This is a genomic window from Nonomuraea thailandensis, from assembly GCF_024172165.1.
GTDB classification, from domain to species: Bacteria; Actinomycetota; Actinomycetes; order Streptosporangiales; family Streptosporangiaceae; genus Nonomuraea; species Nonomuraea thailandensis.
On sequence record NZ_JAMZEB010000002.1, the window covers coordinates 7,568,389 to 7,584,294 of the forward strand.

Annotated in this window: 18 protein-coding genes; 5 read left to right on the forward strand and 13 right to left on the reverse strand. The window is 71.2% G+C overall.

Annotated elements, in window-relative coordinates:
* Nucleotides 1–3 precede the first annotated feature (3 nt).
* From HD597_RS38500 to HD597_RS38540, 9 genes are all read right to left on the reverse strand, one after another.
* Entirely contained in the window at nt 4–1,704 is a 1,701-nt protein-coding gene (locus tag HD597_RS38500) for a protein kinase domain-containing protein (protein WP_253748967.1), read from the reverse strand.
* A gap of 63 nt (nt 1,705–1,767) precedes the next feature.
* Entirely contained in the window at nt 1,768–2,676 is a 909-nt protein-coding gene (era, locus tag HD597_RS38505) for a GTPase Era (protein ID WP_253748969.1), read from the reverse strand.
* Nucleotides 2,677–2,693: 17 nt separating this feature from the next.
* Complete coding sequence (locus HD597_RS38510) at nt 2,694–3,170, reverse strand: NUDIX domain-containing protein (protein WP_253748972.1); 477 nt, start codon at nt 3,168–3,170, stop codon at nt 2,694–2,696.
* A gap of 8 nt (nt 3,171–3,178) precedes the next feature.
* Complete coding sequence (locus HD597_RS38515; RefSeq protein WP_253748974.1) at nt 3,179–3,490, reverse strand: cytidine deaminase-like protein; 312 nt, start codon at nt 3,488–3,490, stop codon at nt 3,179–3,181.
* 9 nt (nt 3,491–3,499) lie between these two features.
* Nucleotides 3,500–4,132, reverse strand: a complete 633-nt coding sequence (locus HD597_RS38520) for a hypothetical protein (RefSeq protein ID WP_253748976.1) — start codon at nt 4,130–4,132, stop codon at nt 3,500–3,502.
* A 318-nt stretch (nt 4,133–4,450) separates the two neighbouring features.
* Entirely contained in the window at nt 4,451–5,746 is a 1,296-nt protein-coding gene (locus HD597_RS38525; RefSeq protein WP_253748978.1) for a hemolysin family protein, read from the reverse strand.
* Nucleotides 5,743–6,219 carry an rRNA maturation RNase YbeY gene (ybeY, locus tag HD597_RS38530; RefSeq protein ID WP_253748980.1) on the reverse strand — a complete coding sequence of 159 codons (477 nt, stop codon included), beginning with the start codon at nt 6,217–6,219 and terminating at the stop codon, nt 5,743–5,745. The genes HD597_RS38525 and ybeY overlap by 4 nt, the downstream gene beginning before the upstream one ends.
* Entirely contained in the window at nt 6,216–7,259 is a 1,044-nt protein-coding gene (locus HD597_RS38535) for a PhoH family protein (RefSeq protein WP_253748982.1), read from the reverse strand. The genes ybeY and HD597_RS38535 overlap by 4 nt, the downstream gene beginning before the upstream one ends.
* 117 nt (nt 7,260–7,376) lie before the next feature.
* Entirely contained in the window at nt 7,377–7,721 is a 345-nt protein-coding gene (locus HD597_RS38540) for a histidine triad nucleotide-binding protein (protein WP_253748984.1), read from the reverse strand.
* 277 nt (nt 7,722–7,998) lie between these two features.
* Between HD597_RS38540 and HD597_RS38545 the strand changes: the two genes are divergently transcribed.
* Both HD597_RS38545 and HD597_RS38550 read left to right on the forward strand, forming a co-directional pair.
* Nucleotides 7,999–8,511, forward strand: a complete 513-nt coding sequence (locus HD597_RS38545; protein WP_185112522.1) for a SigE family RNA polymerase sigma factor — start codon at nt 7,999–8,001, stop codon at nt 8,509–8,511.
* Nucleotides 8,508–9,161: a hypothetical protein gene (locus tag HD597_RS38550; RefSeq protein WP_253748986.1), complete on the forward strand. Its 654-nt coding sequence runs from the start codon at nt 8,508–8,510 to the stop codon at nt 9,159–9,161. Before HD597_RS38545 ends, HD597_RS38550 begins: the two co-directional genes overlap by 4 nt.
* Before the next feature lie 31 nt (nt 9,162–9,192).
* On the opposite strand, the gene HD597_RS38555 is transcribed toward HD597_RS38550, so the two are convergent.
* From HD597_RS38555 to hrcA, 3 genes are read right to left on the reverse strand one after another with little or no spacing between them, the layout of a single operon-like run.
* Nucleotides 9,193–9,918, reverse strand: a complete 726-nt coding sequence (locus HD597_RS38555) for a 16S rRNA (uracil(1498)-N(3))-methyltransferase (protein ID WP_253748988.1) — start codon at nt 9,916–9,918, stop codon at nt 9,193–9,195.
* Nucleotides 9,915–11,054: a molecular chaperone DnaJ gene (gene dnaJ, locus HD597_RS38560; RefSeq protein WP_253748990.1), complete on the reverse strand. Its 1,140-nt coding sequence runs from the start codon at nt 11,052–11,054 to the stop codon at nt 9,915–9,917. The genes HD597_RS38555 and dnaJ overlap by 4 nt, the downstream gene beginning before the upstream one ends.
* A gap of 11 nt (nt 11,055–11,065) precedes the next feature.
* Entirely contained in the window at nt 11,066–12,076 is a 1,011-nt protein-coding gene (hrcA, locus tag HD597_RS38565; RefSeq protein ID WP_253748992.1) for a heat-inducible transcriptional repressor HrcA, read from the reverse strand.
* Nucleotides 12,077–12,505: 429 nt separating this feature from the next.
* On the opposite strand from hrcA, the gene HD597_RS38570 reads away from it, so the two are divergent.
* From HD597_RS38570 to HD597_RS38580, 3 genes are read left to right on the forward strand one after another with little or no spacing between them, the layout of a single operon-like run.
* Nucleotides 12,506–13,039 (forward strand): hypothetical protein, encoded by a 534-nt coding sequence (locus HD597_RS38570; RefSeq protein WP_253748994.1) that lies wholly within the window; start codon nt 12,506–12,508, stop codon nt 13,037–13,039.
* Between the two features lie 17 nt (nt 13,040–13,056).
* Nucleotides 13,057–13,866, forward strand: a complete 810-nt coding sequence (locus HD597_RS38575) for a DUF3097 domain-containing protein (protein ID WP_253748996.1) — start codon at nt 13,057–13,059, stop codon at nt 13,864–13,866.
* Nucleotides 13,863–14,645, forward strand: a complete 783-nt coding sequence (locus tag HD597_RS38580) for a DUF4870 domain-containing protein (protein WP_253748998.1) — start codon at nt 13,863–13,865, stop codon at nt 14,643–14,645. The genes HD597_RS38575 and HD597_RS38580 overlap by 4 nt, the downstream gene beginning before the upstream one ends.
* Here the strand turns inward: HD597_RS38580 and hemW are convergent.
* Nucleotides 14,642–15,862: a radical SAM family heme chaperone HemW gene (hemW, locus tag HD597_RS38585; RefSeq protein WP_253749000.1), complete on the reverse strand. Its 1,221-nt coding sequence runs from the start codon at nt 15,860–15,862 to the stop codon at nt 14,642–14,644. The genes HD597_RS38580 and hemW overlap by 4 nt on opposite strands.
* Between the last annotated feature and the right edge of the window lie 44 nt (nt 15,863–15,906).

Consider the following 15,906-nt stretch of genomic DNA (forward strand, 5'->3'; position numbering starts at 1 on the left):
CACTCAGCGGTTCGCGCCGCTGAGCTTGGCCGCCTGCATGACGCTCAGCCGCCGTACGTACCAGGCCGTGACGATCACCGCCGGCACGGCCAGGACGTGCACGGCCAGGATGGCCCAGGTCTCCTGCGCGAACTCGTACGCCCGGTACGTCTCCCCGTCGATCTCGTCGCTGTCCGTACTGAGGAAGTCCGTCCAGTCGAGCCAGAAGAGGGGCCAGGTCAGGAGGGTGACCAGCCACAGTGCCCACCACGTGTGCAGCAGACCGGCCGGGGCCATCCCGCCGCCGCGTCCGGGTGGGCTGGAGGCGTGCCAGACGTCGTCGGCGATCTGCTTGGGCAGCCAGAAGTTGGCGATCGGGATGAACCAGCCGAACACGGCCATGGAGGGGCGGTATCGCAGCCGGCCGGGCGCGAGCTGTTCGGCGACGGCCCGCACGCGATGGAACCAGAGCAGCCAGCACGCCACCAGCCCCACACCTGAGACGATCTGGGCCACCAGCATGATGAGGCTGATTTCCTCGTTGGAGTCGTCGATGTCCCAGTAGATCTCGCTCAGCCGCATCCGCCCCGCGTCGTCGAAGGCCACGAGCTGGTGGATCACGACGCTCACGGAGATCAGCCCTAAGAGGGCGAGCATCACGTAGACGGCGATCTGGTAGGCGGCGGCCGGGTGCAGCGGGCCCGCGCCCCGCATGCGGCGGCGTTCGTCGGCCAGCAGGGGCTGCGCTGCCCGGGGTTGCGCGGCCCGGAGTTGTGACGGCGCAGTCGTGCGCGGAGCGCCGCCGTCGGCGCCCGCCGCCGGCTGTTCGAAGGCGGTCAGCGCGAGGGTGCGGCGCTGGGCGATGACGTGGGTGAGCGCCTCGGGCAGCCACGCCCCGTGGCCGGGGCCGCCGCCGGGCGAGGCGAGCGCGGTGAGGTGGCCGAGCACCTGCTCCAGGCCGGGCCGCGCGGCGGGGTCCTTGGCCAGGCAGGCGGCCACCAGGCCGGCCAGCGGGGCCGGCAGCCCGCTCAGGTCGGGCTCGGTGTGCACGACGCGGAAGACGACCGCGTGGACGGGCCCCTCGCCGAACGGGCTGCGGCCGCTGGCGGCGAAGGCCAGCACGCAGCCGAGCGAGAACACGTCCGAGGCCGGGCCGACCTGCTGCCCCGCGGCCTGCTCCGGCGACATGTACGCGGCGGTGCCGAGCACGGCGGAGGTCTGGGTGTGGCTGGTGGCGTCCAGGGCGCGGGCGATGCCGAAGTCGATCAGGCGGGGGCCGTCCTCGGCGAGGATGACGTTGGCGGGTTTGAGATCGCGGTGCACGACCTCGCAGGCGTGCACGGCGGCGAGCCCTTCGGCCAGCCCGGCCCCCAGCACCGCGACCGACGCCAGGGGGAGCGGCCCGTGGTCGTGGACGGCCTGGTGCAGGGAGGGCCCGGGGATGTAGGCGCTGGCCAGCCACGGCGGGGTGGCGTCGGTGTCGGCGTCCACGACCTGCGCGGTGTAGAACCCGCCGACCTTGCGCGCGGCGTCCACCTCGGCGGCGAAGCGGCGGCGGAAGTGCGCGTCGTCGGCGAGCTGGGGCCGCACCACCTTCACCGCGACCAGGCGCCCGCCCGGGGAGCGGCCCAGGAACACCTGCCCCATGCCGCCCTCGCCCAGCCGGGCGTGCAGCCGGTAGGGGCCGAGCTGGGTGGGGTCGCCGTCGCGTAGGAGGTTGGCCATGGCACCGCTTCCGCCTGGGGGTCTTCGCCGGTCGGTGTCGATGATCTCAAAGATCGGCGAGGATCAGTCGTAGAATCCGAGCCGCCGCAGCTGCTTGGGGTCGCGCTGCCAGTCCTTGGCCACGCTGATGCGCAGGTCGAGGTAGACCCGCGTGCCCATCAGCGCCTCGATCTGCTTGCGGGCCTTGGTGCCCACCTCGCGCAGCCGCTCGCCCTTGTGCCCGATGACGATCGCCTTCTGCGACGGCCGCTCCACGAACATGTGGGCGTAGATGTCGAGCAGGTCGTCGCGCCCCTCGCGGGGCAGCATCTCGTCGACGACCACGGCGATGGAGTGGGGCAGCTCGTCGCGTACGCCCTCCAGCGCCGCCTCCCTGATCAGCTCGCCCACCAGCACCTGCTCGGGCTCGTCGGTGAGCTGCCCGCCCTCGTAGAGCGGCGGCGACTCGGGCAGGTGCTCGATCAGCACGTCGGTCAGCACGTCGAGCCGGTCGCCCGACTGCGCCGACACCGGCACGATCGCGGCGAACTCCGCCACCTGCGACACCGCCAGCAACTGCTCGGCGACCTGCTCCTTGCTCGCCAGGTCGCACTTGGTCACCACGGCGACGACGGGCGTCTTCTTCACCGCCGACAGCTTGTCGGCGATGAACCGGTCGCCCTTGCCGATGGGCTCGTTGGCCGGCACGCAGAAGCCGATCGCGTCGACCTCGGTCAGCGTGGACAGCACGAGGCTGTCGAGCCGCTCGCCCAGCAGCGTGCGCGGGCGGTGCAGGCCCGGCGTGTCGACGATGATGAGCTGGGCGTCGGGCCGGTGCACGATGCCCCTGATGACGCGCCTGGTCGTCTGCGGCTTGGACGAGGTGATCGCCACCTTCATGCCGACCAGGGCGTTCATCAGCGTGGACTTGCCGACGTTCGGCCTCCCCACGAAACAGGCGAATCCGGCGCGATGGTTGTCTGGCGAAGTCACATGTGCATTGTGTCCCATCATCGAGCGTGTTCACGCCACCACGCGAACGCCAGGGGCGCCACGCCGGGCGTCCAGGCGGTCGTGCTCAGGCCGGGCAGCTCCTGCTCCGACACCCAGCGGAAGTCGTGGATCTCCACGCCGTCGGGCTGCGGCACGGCGGAGCCCGGGGCCAGCGCGCAGATGTAGGCCGCGATGACGTAGCCGACCTCGTGCCCGTTGGGGTAGAGGGTGCGGAACTCGGGGCCGCCGTAGACCCCGAGCAGGCCGCGCACCTCGATGTCGATGCCGAGCTCCTCCTGCAGCTCCCTGGCCACGGCGTCCTCGGGCCGCTCGTCAGGGTCCACGCCGCCGCCGGGGGCCGCCCACAGCCCCCGGTCGCCGTGCTGGGCCAGCAGCAGCCGGCCCTCGTCGTCGAACACGAACCCCGACACGGACGGCAGCATGATCAGGTCGCCGCCGACCTTCTCCCGCAGCTTCGCCAGAAACGGCGACATCGGCATGGTCAGCCTCGCAGGGTGCCGTCGGGACCGGCCACGAGCAGCTTGCCGGCGCCGAGCTCGGCCGCCACGGCCTCGTCTCCGGGGCTCGGGTCGCCCTCGCTCACCAGCGCCACGGCCTCCAGGGACTGCGCGCCGCTGGAGACGGCCATGGCCACGGCCACCTGCACGGCCGACAGGGTCAGCGCGGACAGGCTCACGTTCGTCGCGGAGTAGGTGCGGCCGGTCTCGTCGCGCACGGCCGCCCCCTCGGCGGAGCCGTTGCGCGCCCTGGCGGCACGGGCCAGGGTGATGATCTTGCTGTCTTCAGGGTTCACCCAACCAGGTTAGGCGCTGACCATGGAGATCGCCGCCTCGACCACCTTCCTGGTACGGGCGGGGTCCACGTCGTTCATGCCCGTGTGCACCACGGACACCAGTGTGTCCCCGACGCGCGACAGCACGACGTCCATGGCGTAGGGGTAGCCGTTGAGCCGCCCGCGCAGTGTCGCGCCCACGGCCTCGTCCCCGGCGTCCCGTACGGGCAGCTCCTGCAGCCGCAGGTCGGTGCCGCTGGAGGTGCGTACGGAGCGGCACGCCCCCATCGCCTCCGCCAGGGCGTCGAGATGCCCCTCGGCCCCCTCGTTCGCGTACCGGGCCAGACCCACTCCGGCCTGCTCCCCGAGCCCGTCGCCGTGGTAGCTGACGGCGGCCTGCGCGGTCAGCGCCTGCCCGGGTGCCCGCCCGCCGGCCGGCTCCAGCACGGCCCTGCAGTTCCTGTCCGCCTGCCCGAACGGCATCCGCCAGGCCTGCTCCGGCCTGACCGTGAAGCCGTCGGGCAAGGGCGGCTCCTTGCTGAGCACCTCGCGCAACTGTGCCATCGCCTGCGCGTCGATGAAGCTCTCGGCTCCCTCTCCGCCGCATCCCGCCAGGAGGCCCGTCACCAGCACGGAAGCGATGATCCATGGTTTTCGTTTCATGATCCCCCCTTAGCGCAATGCCTCCCCAACCGACGAATGCGGCAATCCACGGGAGTGACCACCAACACGCAAAAAGGGTGCCCCCATCCGGTTTTCCGGACGAGAACACCCTTTACGCCGACGCGCGTCGCGACCGGCTAGCAGGCCGGGACGCTGTCGTCCCCCCAGGAACGCCATCCTCCGGCCGCGAACCCCACCCGGCCTTCGGATGCCTCCCCTTTGTGACACCCACCGCACTGGATGTCGTGATGAGAGAGTGCCGGACGGGGCTTGCAGAAGACTTGTAGAACGCTTGCGGCCTTCGCCCCCGAGGGGGGATCAGTCGCGTTCGGCGGCGGCCGGGACCACCTCGTCCTCGGGAGGCGTGACCCGCCGCACCACCACCGTGCTGATGCGGTTGCGCCGCCCCGCCAGCGTCTCCGCCGTCAGCGACAGCCCGGCCACCTCCGCCTGCGACCCGGCGATCGGCACCCGCCCGAGCGCGTGCGCCAGCAGCCCGCCCACGGTCTCGACGTCGTCCACCTCGATCTCGGTCTCGAACAGCTCGCCCAGCTCGTCCACCGGCATGCGCGCCGTCACCCGGAGCCCGCCGTCGGGCACCGGCTCCACGCGGGGCGCCTCCTGGTCGTACTCGTCGGTGATCTCGCCGACGATCTCCTCCAGGACGTCCTCGATCGTGACCAGGCCGGCGGTGCCGCCGTACTCGTCGATGACGATGGCCATGTGGATCTGGCGGGCCTGCATCTCCCGCATGAGCTGGTCGATGGGCTTGCTCTCCGGCACGTACGCGGCCGGCCGCATGATCGACTCGACCATCTCCTTGCCGCCGCCCTCACCCGACTCGTGGATCTTGCGGGCGATGTCCTTGAGGTAGGCGATGCCGATGACGTCGTCCTCGTTCTCGCCCACGACCGGGATGCGGGAGAAGCCGCTGCGCAGCGCGAGCGACAGCGCCTGGCTCATCGTCTTGCCGCGCTCGATGTAGACCATGTCCGTACGCGGCACCATGACCTCGCGCACCAGCGTGTCACCCAGCTCGAACACCGAGTGGATCATCTCGCGCTCGTCCGGCTCGATCACCCGGCGCTCCTCGGCCAGGTCCACCAGGTCACGCAGTTCGGCCTCGGAGGTGAACGGGCCGTCGCGGAAGCCCTTGCCCGGCGTGAGCGCGTTGCCGAGGAGGATGAGCAGCTTGGGCAGGGGGCCGAAGATGCGCGTCAGGCCGTACACGATGGGGGCGCTGGCCAGCGCCACCGGCTCGGCGTGCTGGCGGCCCAGCGTACGCGGCATGACCCCGACCACCACGTAGCTGATCAGGATCATCACGACCGCCGCCCACACGTAGGCCCAGCCCTGGTCGTGCAGGAGATCGATGAACAGCAGCGTCGCGATCACCGTGGCGACCAGCTCGCAGCTCAGCCGCAGCAGCAGGAGCAGGTTCAGGTAGCGCGGCGGGTCGATCACGATCGCCTGCAGCCGCGCCGAGCCCCGCCGGCCCTCGCGTGCGTACTCCTCGGCACGCACCCTGGAGATGCGCGTCAGTGCCGTTTCCGCACTGGCGATCAGGCCACCGATGACGACGAGCACGATGGCCGACAGCAACCAGGCGTTCACCGCGGGTTGCGCACCTCCTGCCACGACTCGAGGAGCCGGGCCTGCAAGCCGAACATCTCCTTGTGCTCCTCCGGCTCGGCATGATCGTAGCCGAGCAGGTGCAGGATGCCGTGCGTGCACAGCAGCTCCAGCTCGTCGGCCGTGCTGTGGCCCGCCTCCTCCGCCTGCCTGGCCGCGACCTGCGGGCAGAGCACGACGTCGCCGAGCAGCGCCGGGTCGGCGGGCCCGTCGGACTCGCCGCGCGCGCCGCCGCCGGGCCGCAGCTCGTCCATCGGGAACGCCAGCACGTCGGTCGGGCCGGGCTCACCCATCCACTTTTCGTGCAGCTCCGCCATGGCGTCCTCGTCGACCACCACGATGGACAGCTCGGCGAGCGGGTTGATGCCCATCTCGCCGAGCACGTGAGCGGCCAGGGCGACGATGCTCTCCTCGTCGACCCCCACGCCGGACTCGTTGTTGATCTCGATGCTCATGGCCGCCGCTTCCCCCGCTGCTGAATGGCCTTCGGCTCCTGACCGGCCTGCTGCGTGGCGTCGTAGCGGCCGTAGGCGTCGACGATCTCGCTGACCAGCTTGTGACGCACGACGTCGGAGCTGGTCAGCCGGGAGAAGTGGATGTCGGGGATGCCGTCGAGGATCTCCTGCACCACCCTCAGCCCGCTCACCGTGCCGGACGGCAGGTCCACCTGCGTGACGTCACCGGTCACCACGATCTTGGAGTTGAAGCCGAGCCTGGTCAGGAACATCTTCATCTGCTCGGCCGAGGAGTTCTGGGCCTCGTCGAGGATGATGAAGGCGTCGTTCAGCGTGCGCCCGCGCATGTACGCCAGGGGCGCGACCTCGATCGTGCCCGCCGCCATGAGCTTGGGGATCGAGTCGGGGTCGACCATGTCGTGCAGCGCGTCGTAGAGCGGCCGCAGGTAGGGGTCGATCTTCTCGTACAGCGTGCCGGGCAGGAAGCCGAGCCGCTCGCCCGCCTCGACCGCCGGGCGGGTCAGGATGATGCGGTTGACCCGCTTCTCCTGCAGCGCGCGCACGGCCTTGGCCATCGCGAGGTACGTCTTGCCGGTGCCCGCCGGGCCGATGCCGAACACGACCGTGTGCTTGTCGATCGCGTCGACGTAACGCTTCTGGTTGACGGTCTTCGGCCGGATGGTCCGGCCCCGTGAGGACAGGATGTCGAGCGACAGCACCTCGGCCGGGCGGTCGGAGGTCATGCGGAGCATGGCGATGCTGCGCTCGATCGCGTCGGGGGTGAGCTCGCCGCCGCTGCGCAGGACCTCGACGAGCTCTTCGAAGAGCCGCACGACGGTGCCGCTCTCGTCGGGGCTGCCGGTGACGGTGATCTCGTTGCCGCGCACGTGGATGTCGGCCCTGAAGGCGCCCTCGATGACACGCAACAGCTCGTCGCGGGAGCCCAGGAGGCTGACCATCGGGTATTCGTCCGGTATCAGCACCTTCGCTTGGGTCCGCGAGGGAGGTGCCGTGCGTCGGGATTCGTGTAGTTCGGACATGGGCAGGCCAGCGGCCTGATGCCTCCCGGTCTCTTTCGGAGTTCGTCTCCGCCCATCGTATCCGGGAGCAGGCCGATTGCTCTCGTCAATATCACCCGCGTCCCTCGCCCCCCTGTTCTAACCGGGCGGCCAGGTCAGGTCGCGCCCGCCGAGGATGTGGGCGTGCACGTGGAAGACGGTCTGCCCGGCGCCGGCGCCGGTGTTGAAGACGATCCGGTAGCCGCCCTCGGACACGCCGTCGAGGACCGCCACCTCGTGGGCGGACTTGAGCACCTCGTCGGCGAGACCGTCGTCGGCCTGCGCGAGAGCCGCGGCGTCGGCATGGTGCTCCTTCGGGATGACGAGCACGTGCGTGGGCGCCTGCGGGTTGATGTCGCGGAACGCCAGGGTCCGGCCGGTTTCGTAAACGATCTCGGCGGGAATCTCGTTGGCGACGATTTTGCAGAAGAGACAATCGCTCACCCGATCACCCTATCGACCCCCTGCCGTTAGCAAGTCCGTTGCGAATCGGTAATCAGCTGTGTCGTGCGAAGGATGATCCACACAGTTAGGGTGAGTGTGCGACACTTCAGCTGAAAAGACGATTCAGGGTCGGGCGAGCGCCACCTGGCGAGGACACGACTGGGTAATGCACCCTAACGAACCGGGGAAACCTCAAGAACCGGAAGAGCGTAAACCCTCTGGGAAGGCCGCGCGTCCCACTGATGTGACCACCGAAACCCTTCTGGCCGACAGGTCGATGGGCGGGGTGCCGGTCGGGTGGGATGCCGACATGGCCGTGACCGCGCTGTACAGCGCGCACTTTCGGTCGTTGGTGCGTCTCGCCGTGTTGCTGGTGCGCGACATTGCAACAGCCGAGGAAGTCGTGCAGGATGCGTTCGTCGCCATCCATGGTGCCTGGCGCAGGCTGCGTGACCCCGACAAGGCACTTGCCTACCTGCGTCAATCTGTCGTCAACAGGTCCCGGTCCGTGCTGCGTCACCGCGCAGTCGTCGAGAAGTACGCCCCCAAGGGCTTGCCCGACGCCCCGAGCGCCGAGAACGGCGCCATCGGCGAGCTGGAACGCTCCGCCGTGATCGAGGCGTTACGCGCCCTGCCGACCCGACAGAGAGAAGCACTGGTTCTACGCTACTACGGTGACTTGTCCGAAGCTGAGATCGCCCACGCCATGGGGATCAGCAAGGGCGCGGTCAAGAGCCACACCGCACGTGGCATGGCCGCCCTGCGATCGGTCCTGGAGAAGATGTCATGACCCAGCCCCCCGACGAGTACGGCGATCTCCTGCGCCGTGCGCTCCGAGCGGAGGCGGACGCGGTCGTGCCCTCGCCGGAAGGACTGGAGATCATCCGCGCCCGCATCTCGCGGCGCGGTGTCCGTAACCTGTTCTGGTGGCGGGCGGGCGCGGCCGGCGTCGGCGCGGTCCTGGTGGCCGGCGCGATCGTGATGGCGGTCCCCAACCTGCGCTCCCAGATCATCCAGCAGACCGTCGCCCCCGCAGGCGTCGAGACCTCTTCCGAGGTCCCGTCCAACTCCTCCACCACGCGCTCCCACCAGCCGCCGCCGGAGGACCCGGCTCCCCAGCAGTCGCAGCCGGCCGTCGTGGTGCCCGAATCGTCGGCACCGCCCTCCCCCAAGCCCACGCGCAAGGCCGAGTCGACCAGCAGGCCGTCGCCCTCTCCAAGCCCGACGCCGACCGACTGCCCCTCGCCGCTCGCCGAGCAGGCCGAGCCGCCCGCCGACTGCCCCGAGGCCTCGCCCACGCCCACGCCGACCGCGGAGGAGCCGGCGACGGGGCAGCCCTCGGCGTGCCCGCCCGAGGAGTGCCCGCCGCCCGACGAGGCGACGGAGACGCCCACCGAGCTGGCCAGCCCCCTGCTGGACAACTCCCAGACCACGCCCTAGCGGGGGCTCCCGTACCGCTCCAGCCGAGCTCCTACCAGCGTCCCGTACGGCTGAGCAGCACGGCCGCCGCGGCGACCCCGGCCGTGGACGTCCGCAGGACCGTCGGCCCGAGCAGCACCGACGTCGCCCCGGCGGCGCGGAACCCGGCCAGCTCCTCCTCCGAGACGCCGCCCTCCGGCCCCACGACCACCACGATGTCGCCGCCCGCGGGCAACGGCACGCCCGACAGCGGCTCGGCCGCCTCCTCGTGCAGCACCAGCCCCAGCGCGGCCTCCGACAGGAGCCGCTCGACCTGCCTGGTGGAGGCCAGGTCGGCCACCTCGGGCAGGTGGAAGCGGCGGGCCTGCTTGCCCGCCTCGCGGGCGGTGGCGCGCCAGCGGCCCAGCGCCTTGGCGACCTTGTCGCCCTTCCACTGCGTGATGCTGCGCGAGGCGGCCCACGGGACGATGACGTCCACGCCGGCCTCGGTCATCATCTCGACCGCCAGCTCGCCCCTGTCGCCCTTGGGCAGCCCCTGGACGACGACGAGCCTGGGCCGGGGCGCCTCGACGTCGTAGCGGCGCAGCACGTCGAGGCGGAGCGCGTCCTTCAGCGTCTCGCGCACGACACACTCGGCGACCGCGCCGGCCCCGTCGGTCAGGTCGACCCGCTCGCCGGGCCGCAGGCGGCGCACGGAGGCCGCGTGCCGCCCCTCGGGGCCGCCGAGCGTCAGCTCAGGGCCGTCGAGGCCCTGAGCGAGGAAGACCGGGACCGTCACCGGCCGTTGAAGGCGTCGCGCAGCCGGGAGAAGAAGCCCTGCTGGCCCGGCGCGAACTTGCCCGGCGGGCGCTCCTCGCCCCGCTGCTTGGCCAGCTCGCGCAGCAGGTCCTCCTGCGCGGTGTCGAGGCGGGTCGGGGTCTCGACGTTGACGTGGATCAGCAGGTCGCCCCTGCCGGACTCGTTGAGCCGCTGGACGCCGCGGCCGTACATGGTGATGACCTGCCCGGACTGCGTGCCGGGGCGGACGTCCACCTCTTCGGAGCCGTCAAGCGTCTCGACCGCGAGGATGGTGCCGAGCGCGGCGGCCGTCATCGGGATCTGGACGGTGCAGTGGAGGTCGTCGCCGCGCCGTTCGAAGATCTCGTGGGGCCGCTCGACGATCTCGAGGAACAGGTCTCCGGGCGGGCCGCCGCCGGGGCCGACCTCGCCCTCGCCGGCGAGCTGGATGTGGGTGCCGTCCTCGACGCCCGCCGGGATGCGGACCTTGATGGTGCGGCGGGTGCGCACGCGGCCGTCGCCGGAGCACTCCTGGCAGGGGTGGCGGATGATCGAGCCGAAGCCGCCGCACTGCGGGCAGGGGCGCGAGGTCATGACCTGGCCCAGGAACGAGCGGGTGACCTGGGAGATCTCGCCGCGACCGTTGCACATGTCGCAGGTGTCGGGGTGGGTGCCGGGCGCGGCGCCGGCCCCGTGGCACACCTCGCACAGCACGGCCGTGTCGACGACCAGCTCGCGGGTGGTGCCGAACGCGGTCTCGCGCAGGTCGAGCTCCACCCGGATGGTGGCGTTGCGGCCCCTGCGGGCACGCGAGCGCGGGCCCCTGGCGCCGGTCGCGGTGCCGAAGAAGGCGTCCATGATGTCGCTGAACGGGAAGCCCGCGCCGAAGCCGCCGGCGCCCGCCGCCGCGCCCGCGCCGCCGAAGGGGTCGCCGCCCAGGTCGTACATCTGGCGCTTGTTCGGGTCGGACAGCACCTCGTAGGCCTGCGTGATCTCCTTGAACCGCTCCTGGGTCTCGGGATCGGGGTTCACGTCGGGGTGCAGCTCGCGGGCGAGTCGGCGGTAAGCCTTCTTGATCTCATCCTGACTTGCGTCACGGCGCACCCCGAGGGTGGCGTAGTAGTCGCTGTTTGCCACTTATCGACCTCTTATGATGCAGCCAGGATCTGGCTGACGTAGCGTGCCACCGCGCGTACGGCGCCCATCGTCACGGGATAGTCCATCCTGGTGGGCCCCAGCACACCGAGCCGGGCCAGTTGGTTGTCGCCAGAACCGTATCCGGTCGCGACGACGGATGTCCCCCGCAGGTACGGGTTTTCCGCGCCGATGCGCACGGTGAGCGCGGACGGGGTATCGGAAGTCTCGCCGAGCAGCCGGATGAGGACGACCTGCTCCTCCAGTGCCTCCAGCACGTCGCGCAGGCCGGTGGTGAAGTCGGCGCCGGCGAGATTGGCCGCGCCGGCGAACACGATCTTCTCGTCGTGCCGCTCGACCAGCGTCTCCAGCAGCACCGAAAGGATCGTCGCCGCGGCGGGCCGGTCTTCTGGAGCCAGCCGCTCGGGCAGGTCGGCGACCAGCTCGGGCACGGTGCTCAGGCCGCACCCGTCGAGGCAGGCGTTGAGCACGGCGCGCAGGTGCGCGATCCGGGCGTCTTCGATCGCCTCGGGCAGCTCCACCACGCGCTGCTCGACGCGGCCGGTGTTGGTGATGAGCACGAACATGACCCGCCGGTCGTTCAGCGGGACCAGCTCGACGTGCCTGACGGTCGAACGGGTCAGCGTCGGATACTGCACCACCGCCACCTGCCTGGTCAGCTGCGCGAGCAGCCGGACCGTGCGGGTCACCACGTCGTCGAGGTCGACCGCGCCGGCCAGGAAGGTCTCGATCGCCCTGCGCTCGGCTCCCGACAGCGGCTTGACCTGCGAGAGCCGGTCGACGAACAGGCGGTAGCCCTTGTCCGTCGGCACGCGGCCCGCGCTGGTGTGCGGCTGGGTGATGTAGCCCTCCTCCTCCAGCGCGGCCATGTCGTTCCTGACCGTCGCCGGGGAGACCTTCAGGTTGTGGCGCTCGGCGAGCGCCTTGGAGCCCACCGGTTCGTTGGTGGACACGTAGTCTTCGACAATGGCGCGGAGCACCGCCAGCTTCCTATCGTCGAGCACGTGCTCACCTCCTGCCTCTGTCCATATCAGGAACGCGAGGTCTAGCACTCTGTGTTCCCGAGTGCCAAGTGTACGGCTCTCGCCCACAAGGTGCGATAACACCGCGTCCCACATCCTGCTTCTAGCTTCTTGGAAGCGACTGGCCCCACACTTGCCCCTATGACCGACGATTCCCGGCCCCCGTCGTACGGCCCCCCGCCTGGGCAGGGTCCCTACCACGGTCAGCCGCAGCCTCCTCAGTACGGCCCGCAGCCGGGGTCCCAGCCGAATCCCGGCCAGGCGCCGCCGTCTCCGTACTGGCAACCGCCGTCAGGGCAGGCGCAGCCCGGAATGGCCCCGCCGCCGTTCGGCCCGCCACCTCAGTACGGACAATACGGCCAACAAGCACAATTTCCGCCACGAATCAACTCCAAAGACATAAAGCCCCGCTTGTGGTGGCTCGCGGCGGTCTGGGGCGTCTTCCTGGTGTGCTGCGTGGCCGGGGCGCTCCTGTTCACCGGCGGCATCGTGAGCAGCGTGTCGGATCTGGCCCCGACCAGGACGTTCGCGTCCGGTGAGAGCGTCACGGTGCCGATCGACCCGGCCCAGAAGCCCGGCGTGTACATCGCCAGCGACACTCAGGTCAGCTACGACTGCGCCATCACCGGCGGCCCCGGGCAGGCCAGGCTCGCCAGGACCACGGGCTCCCAGAAGGTCACGGCGGGGGGCACCGTCTGGGAGCAGTTCCTCGTGATCAACGCGCCCGCCAAGGGCGACTACCAGCTCACCTGCACCAACCAGGAGCAGGCCGCCGTCCGGTACGGCGTGGGCCGCGACGCCTTCTCCGCCGTGGGCGGCATCACCGGTGGGCTCGCCGCCCTGTTCCTGATCCCGGGAGCCGGGCTGCTCGTCGCGATCGGCGGCACCATCACCGTCCTGGTCCGGCGCAGCGGCGCCCGCAAGCGCCTTGCGGTCGGCGGGTGATTTGCTACGGTCCCCGTGTGTACGAGGGCGATGTGCTGGCGGGAAATTGGCGGCGGCCGGGCAAGGGGAAGATCCCGAAAGTGCCCGCCGAGCTGGACCTCGTCGTCGAGGACGCCGACAGCGGCTTCTGCGGCGCCGTGGTGGCCTGCGACAAGGAGGCCGTCACGCTGGAGGACCGGTTCGGCAAGCGCCGACTGTTCCCGCTCGCGCCGGCCGCCTTCCTGCTGGAGGGCAGGCCCGTGACGCTGGTACGCCCCGCCGCGGCCCCCGCCGCCGGGCCCAGGCGCAGCGCGTCGGGCTCGATCGCCGTGGAGGGGCTGCGCGCCAGGGTCGCCAGGCAGAGCCGGATCTACGTGGAGGGCGTGCACGACGCCGCCCTCGTGGAGAAGATCTGGGGCCATGACCTGCGGGTCGAAGGGGTCGTGGTCGAGTACCTGGAGGGCGTGGACGACCTGCCCGCCATCGTGGCGGAGTTCGGCCCCGAGCCGGGGCGCCGGCTGGGCGTGCTGGTCGACCACCTGGTGCCCGGGTCCAAGGAGAGCAGGATCGCCGCCGAGATCACCTCGCCGGACGTGCTCGTGGTGGGGCACCCGTACATCGACATCTGGCAGGCGGTCAAGCCGTCCGTGCTGCGCATCCCCGCCTGGCCCGACGTGCCGCGCGGAGTGCCGTGGAAGGAGGGCGTCATCGCCGCGCTCGGCTGGCGGATGGAGCCGGCGCAGGCGTGGCGGCGGATCCTCGGCGCCGTCTCGACGTACACGGACCTGGAGCCGGAGCTGCTCGGCCGGGTCGAGGAACTGATCGACTTCGTTACGGAGGCACCATGAGCCAGGACCCGACCCAGCCGCCGCCCGACGACGACGCCACACGCAGGGTCACCCCCGAGGACCTTCCGCCGGCGCGGGGCTCCGGGCCCCAGTACCCGGGTCACGGCCGGCCGTCCGGCCCCGCCTCGCAGCCGGGTCACGGGCCGCAGGGCCCTTCCTTCGGACCGCAGGGCCCTTCCTTCGGGCAGCAGGCCCCCTACGGGCCGTCGGCCCCTTACGGGCAGCAGCCCGGCTCGGCGCCCGACTTCGGCCCGCAGGCCCCCTACGGGCAGCAGCCCGGCTCCGCCCCCGGCTTCGGTCAGCCCGGCGGCTACCCTCCGCCCGGCGGCTACCCTCCTCCTGGGGGTTACGGCGCGCCGGGAGGTCACGTCCCGCCCGGGGGGCACGCCGCGCCGCCCGGCTACGGTTACGCGCCCGGCAGGGGCGAGCCGTACATCCCGGGCAGGTTCGGCCCCCGTCCCGGCACCGACGACACCCAGATGGCCATGCTGTCCCACCTGCTGGGCCTGCTGGTCTCGTGGATCGGTCCGCTGATCATCTACCTGATGAAGAAGGACGAGTCCCCGTACGTGAGGGACCAGGCGGCCGAGGCGCTCAACTTCCAGATCACGATGTTCATCGGCTACCTCATCTCGAGCATCCTGATGATCGTGGTGGTCGGCTTCGCGCTGCTGCCGGTCGTCTGGATCCTGTCGCTGATCTTCCACATCCAGGCGGCGATGGCCACCAACAAGGGCGCGCGCTACCGCTACCCGTTCTCCATCCGGATGATCACCTAGACCAGCAGGTCCCGGATCAGGGCGTCCGCCAGGAGCCGCCCCTGCAGGGTCAGCACCAGCCGCCCCCGCTTGAACGCCTCGGGCTGCAGCAGCCCGCGGGCCAGCGCGCTCGCCACGGTGGTGCGCGCGGCCGGCGCCACGTCGGCCAGCGGGTAGCCGGAGTCGAGCCGGAGCTCCAGCATCAGCCGCTCGGCGTCGCGGTCGTCCTGGGCGAGGACCTCGCGGGCGTGGGCGGGCGAGGCGCCGGCGGCCAGCCGCTGGGCGTAGGCGGCGGGGTGCTTGACGTTCCACCAGCGGGTGCCGCCGACGTGGCTGTGGGCGCCTGGGCCGGCCGCCCACCAGTCGCCGCCGGTCCAGTAGAGCAGGTTGTGCCGGCAGCGGGCCTCGTCGGAGACGGCCCAGTTGGACACCTCGTACCAGCGGAACCCGGCCTCCGCGAGCAGTTCGTCGGCGATCAGGTAGCGGTCGGCGGCCACGTCGTCGTCGGGCATGGGCAGCTCGCCGCGCCGGATGCGGGCGGCCAGCCTGGTGCCGTCCTCGACGATCAGCGAGTACGCCGACACGTGGTCGGGCCCCGCCTCGATCGCCGCGCTCAGGGAGGCCCGCCAGTCGTCGTCGGTCTCGCCCGGCGTGCTGTAGATCAGGTCGAGGTTGACGTGCTCGAACCCGGCCTGCCTGGCCTCGCGCACGGCCGCCGCGGCCCGCCCGGGCGTGTGCCGGCGGTCGAGCACCCGCAGCACGTGCTCGCGGGCGCTCTGCATGCCGAAGCTGACCCTGTTGAAGCCGCCGTGACGCAGCTTCTCCAGGTAGGAGGGGTCGACGGACTCGGGGTTGGCCTCCGTGGTGACCTCGGCCCCCGGCCTCAGCCCGAACTCGGAGCCGATCGCGGCCAGGATCCTGGCCAGGTCTTCGGGCGGCAGCAGCGTGGGCGTGCCACCCCCGAAGAACACCGTCTCCACCGGCAGGTCGGCCTCGCCCAGGACGCGGCGCGCGAGGCGCACCTCCTCCACCACCGTGTCGGCGTAGTCGCGGTGGGAGGCGCCGGGCCCCAGCTCGGCGGCGGTGTAGGTGTTGAAGTCGCAGTAGCCGCAGCGCGTCACGCAGAACGGCACGTGCACGTAGAAGCCGAACGGGCGCTCGCCGAGGCCGCGCAGGGCGGTGTCGGGCAGCTCGCCCGAGGTGGGCGCGGGATCGCCGTCAGGCAAAGTGGATGGCACGCCTTCCAGTTTGCCCGGCTCCCAAGAGTGCTCCAATCCGGCTA

Bases quoted from the DNA above. Each gene is read 5' to 3' on its own strand.
- HD597_RS38510 (WP_253748972.1), bottom strand. From the start codon at position 3,170: ATGTCGCCGTTTCTGGCGAAGCTGCGGGAGAAGGTCGGCGGCGACCTG.
- HD597_RS38520 (WP_253748976.1), bottom strand. From the start codon at position 4,132: ATGAAACGAAAACCATGGATCATCGCTTCCGTGCTGGTGACGGGCCTC.
- HD597_RS38535 (WP_253748982.1), bottom strand. From the start codon at position 7,259: ATGTCCGAACTACACGAATCCCGACGCACGGCACCTCCCTCGCGGACC.
- HD597_RS38545 (WP_185112522.1), top strand. From the start codon at position 7,999: ATGGGCGGGGTGCCGGTCGGGTGGGATGCCGACATGGCCGTGACCGCG.
- HD597_RS38580 (WP_253748998.1), top strand. From the start codon at position 13,863: ATGAGCCAGGACCCGACCCAGCCGCCGCCCGACGACGACGCCACACGC.
- HD597_RS38550 (WP_253748986.1), top strand. From the start codon at position 8,508: ATGACCCAGCCCCCCGACGAGTACGGCGATCTCCTGCGCCGTGCGCTC.
- ybeY (WP_253748980.1), bottom strand. From the start codon at position 6,219: ATGAGCATCGAGATCAACAACGAGTCCGGCGTGGGGGTCGACGAGGAG.
- HD597_RS38500 (WP_253748967.1), bottom strand. From the start codon at position 1,704: ATGGCCAACCTCCTACGCGACGGCGACCCCACCCAGCTCGGCCCCTAC.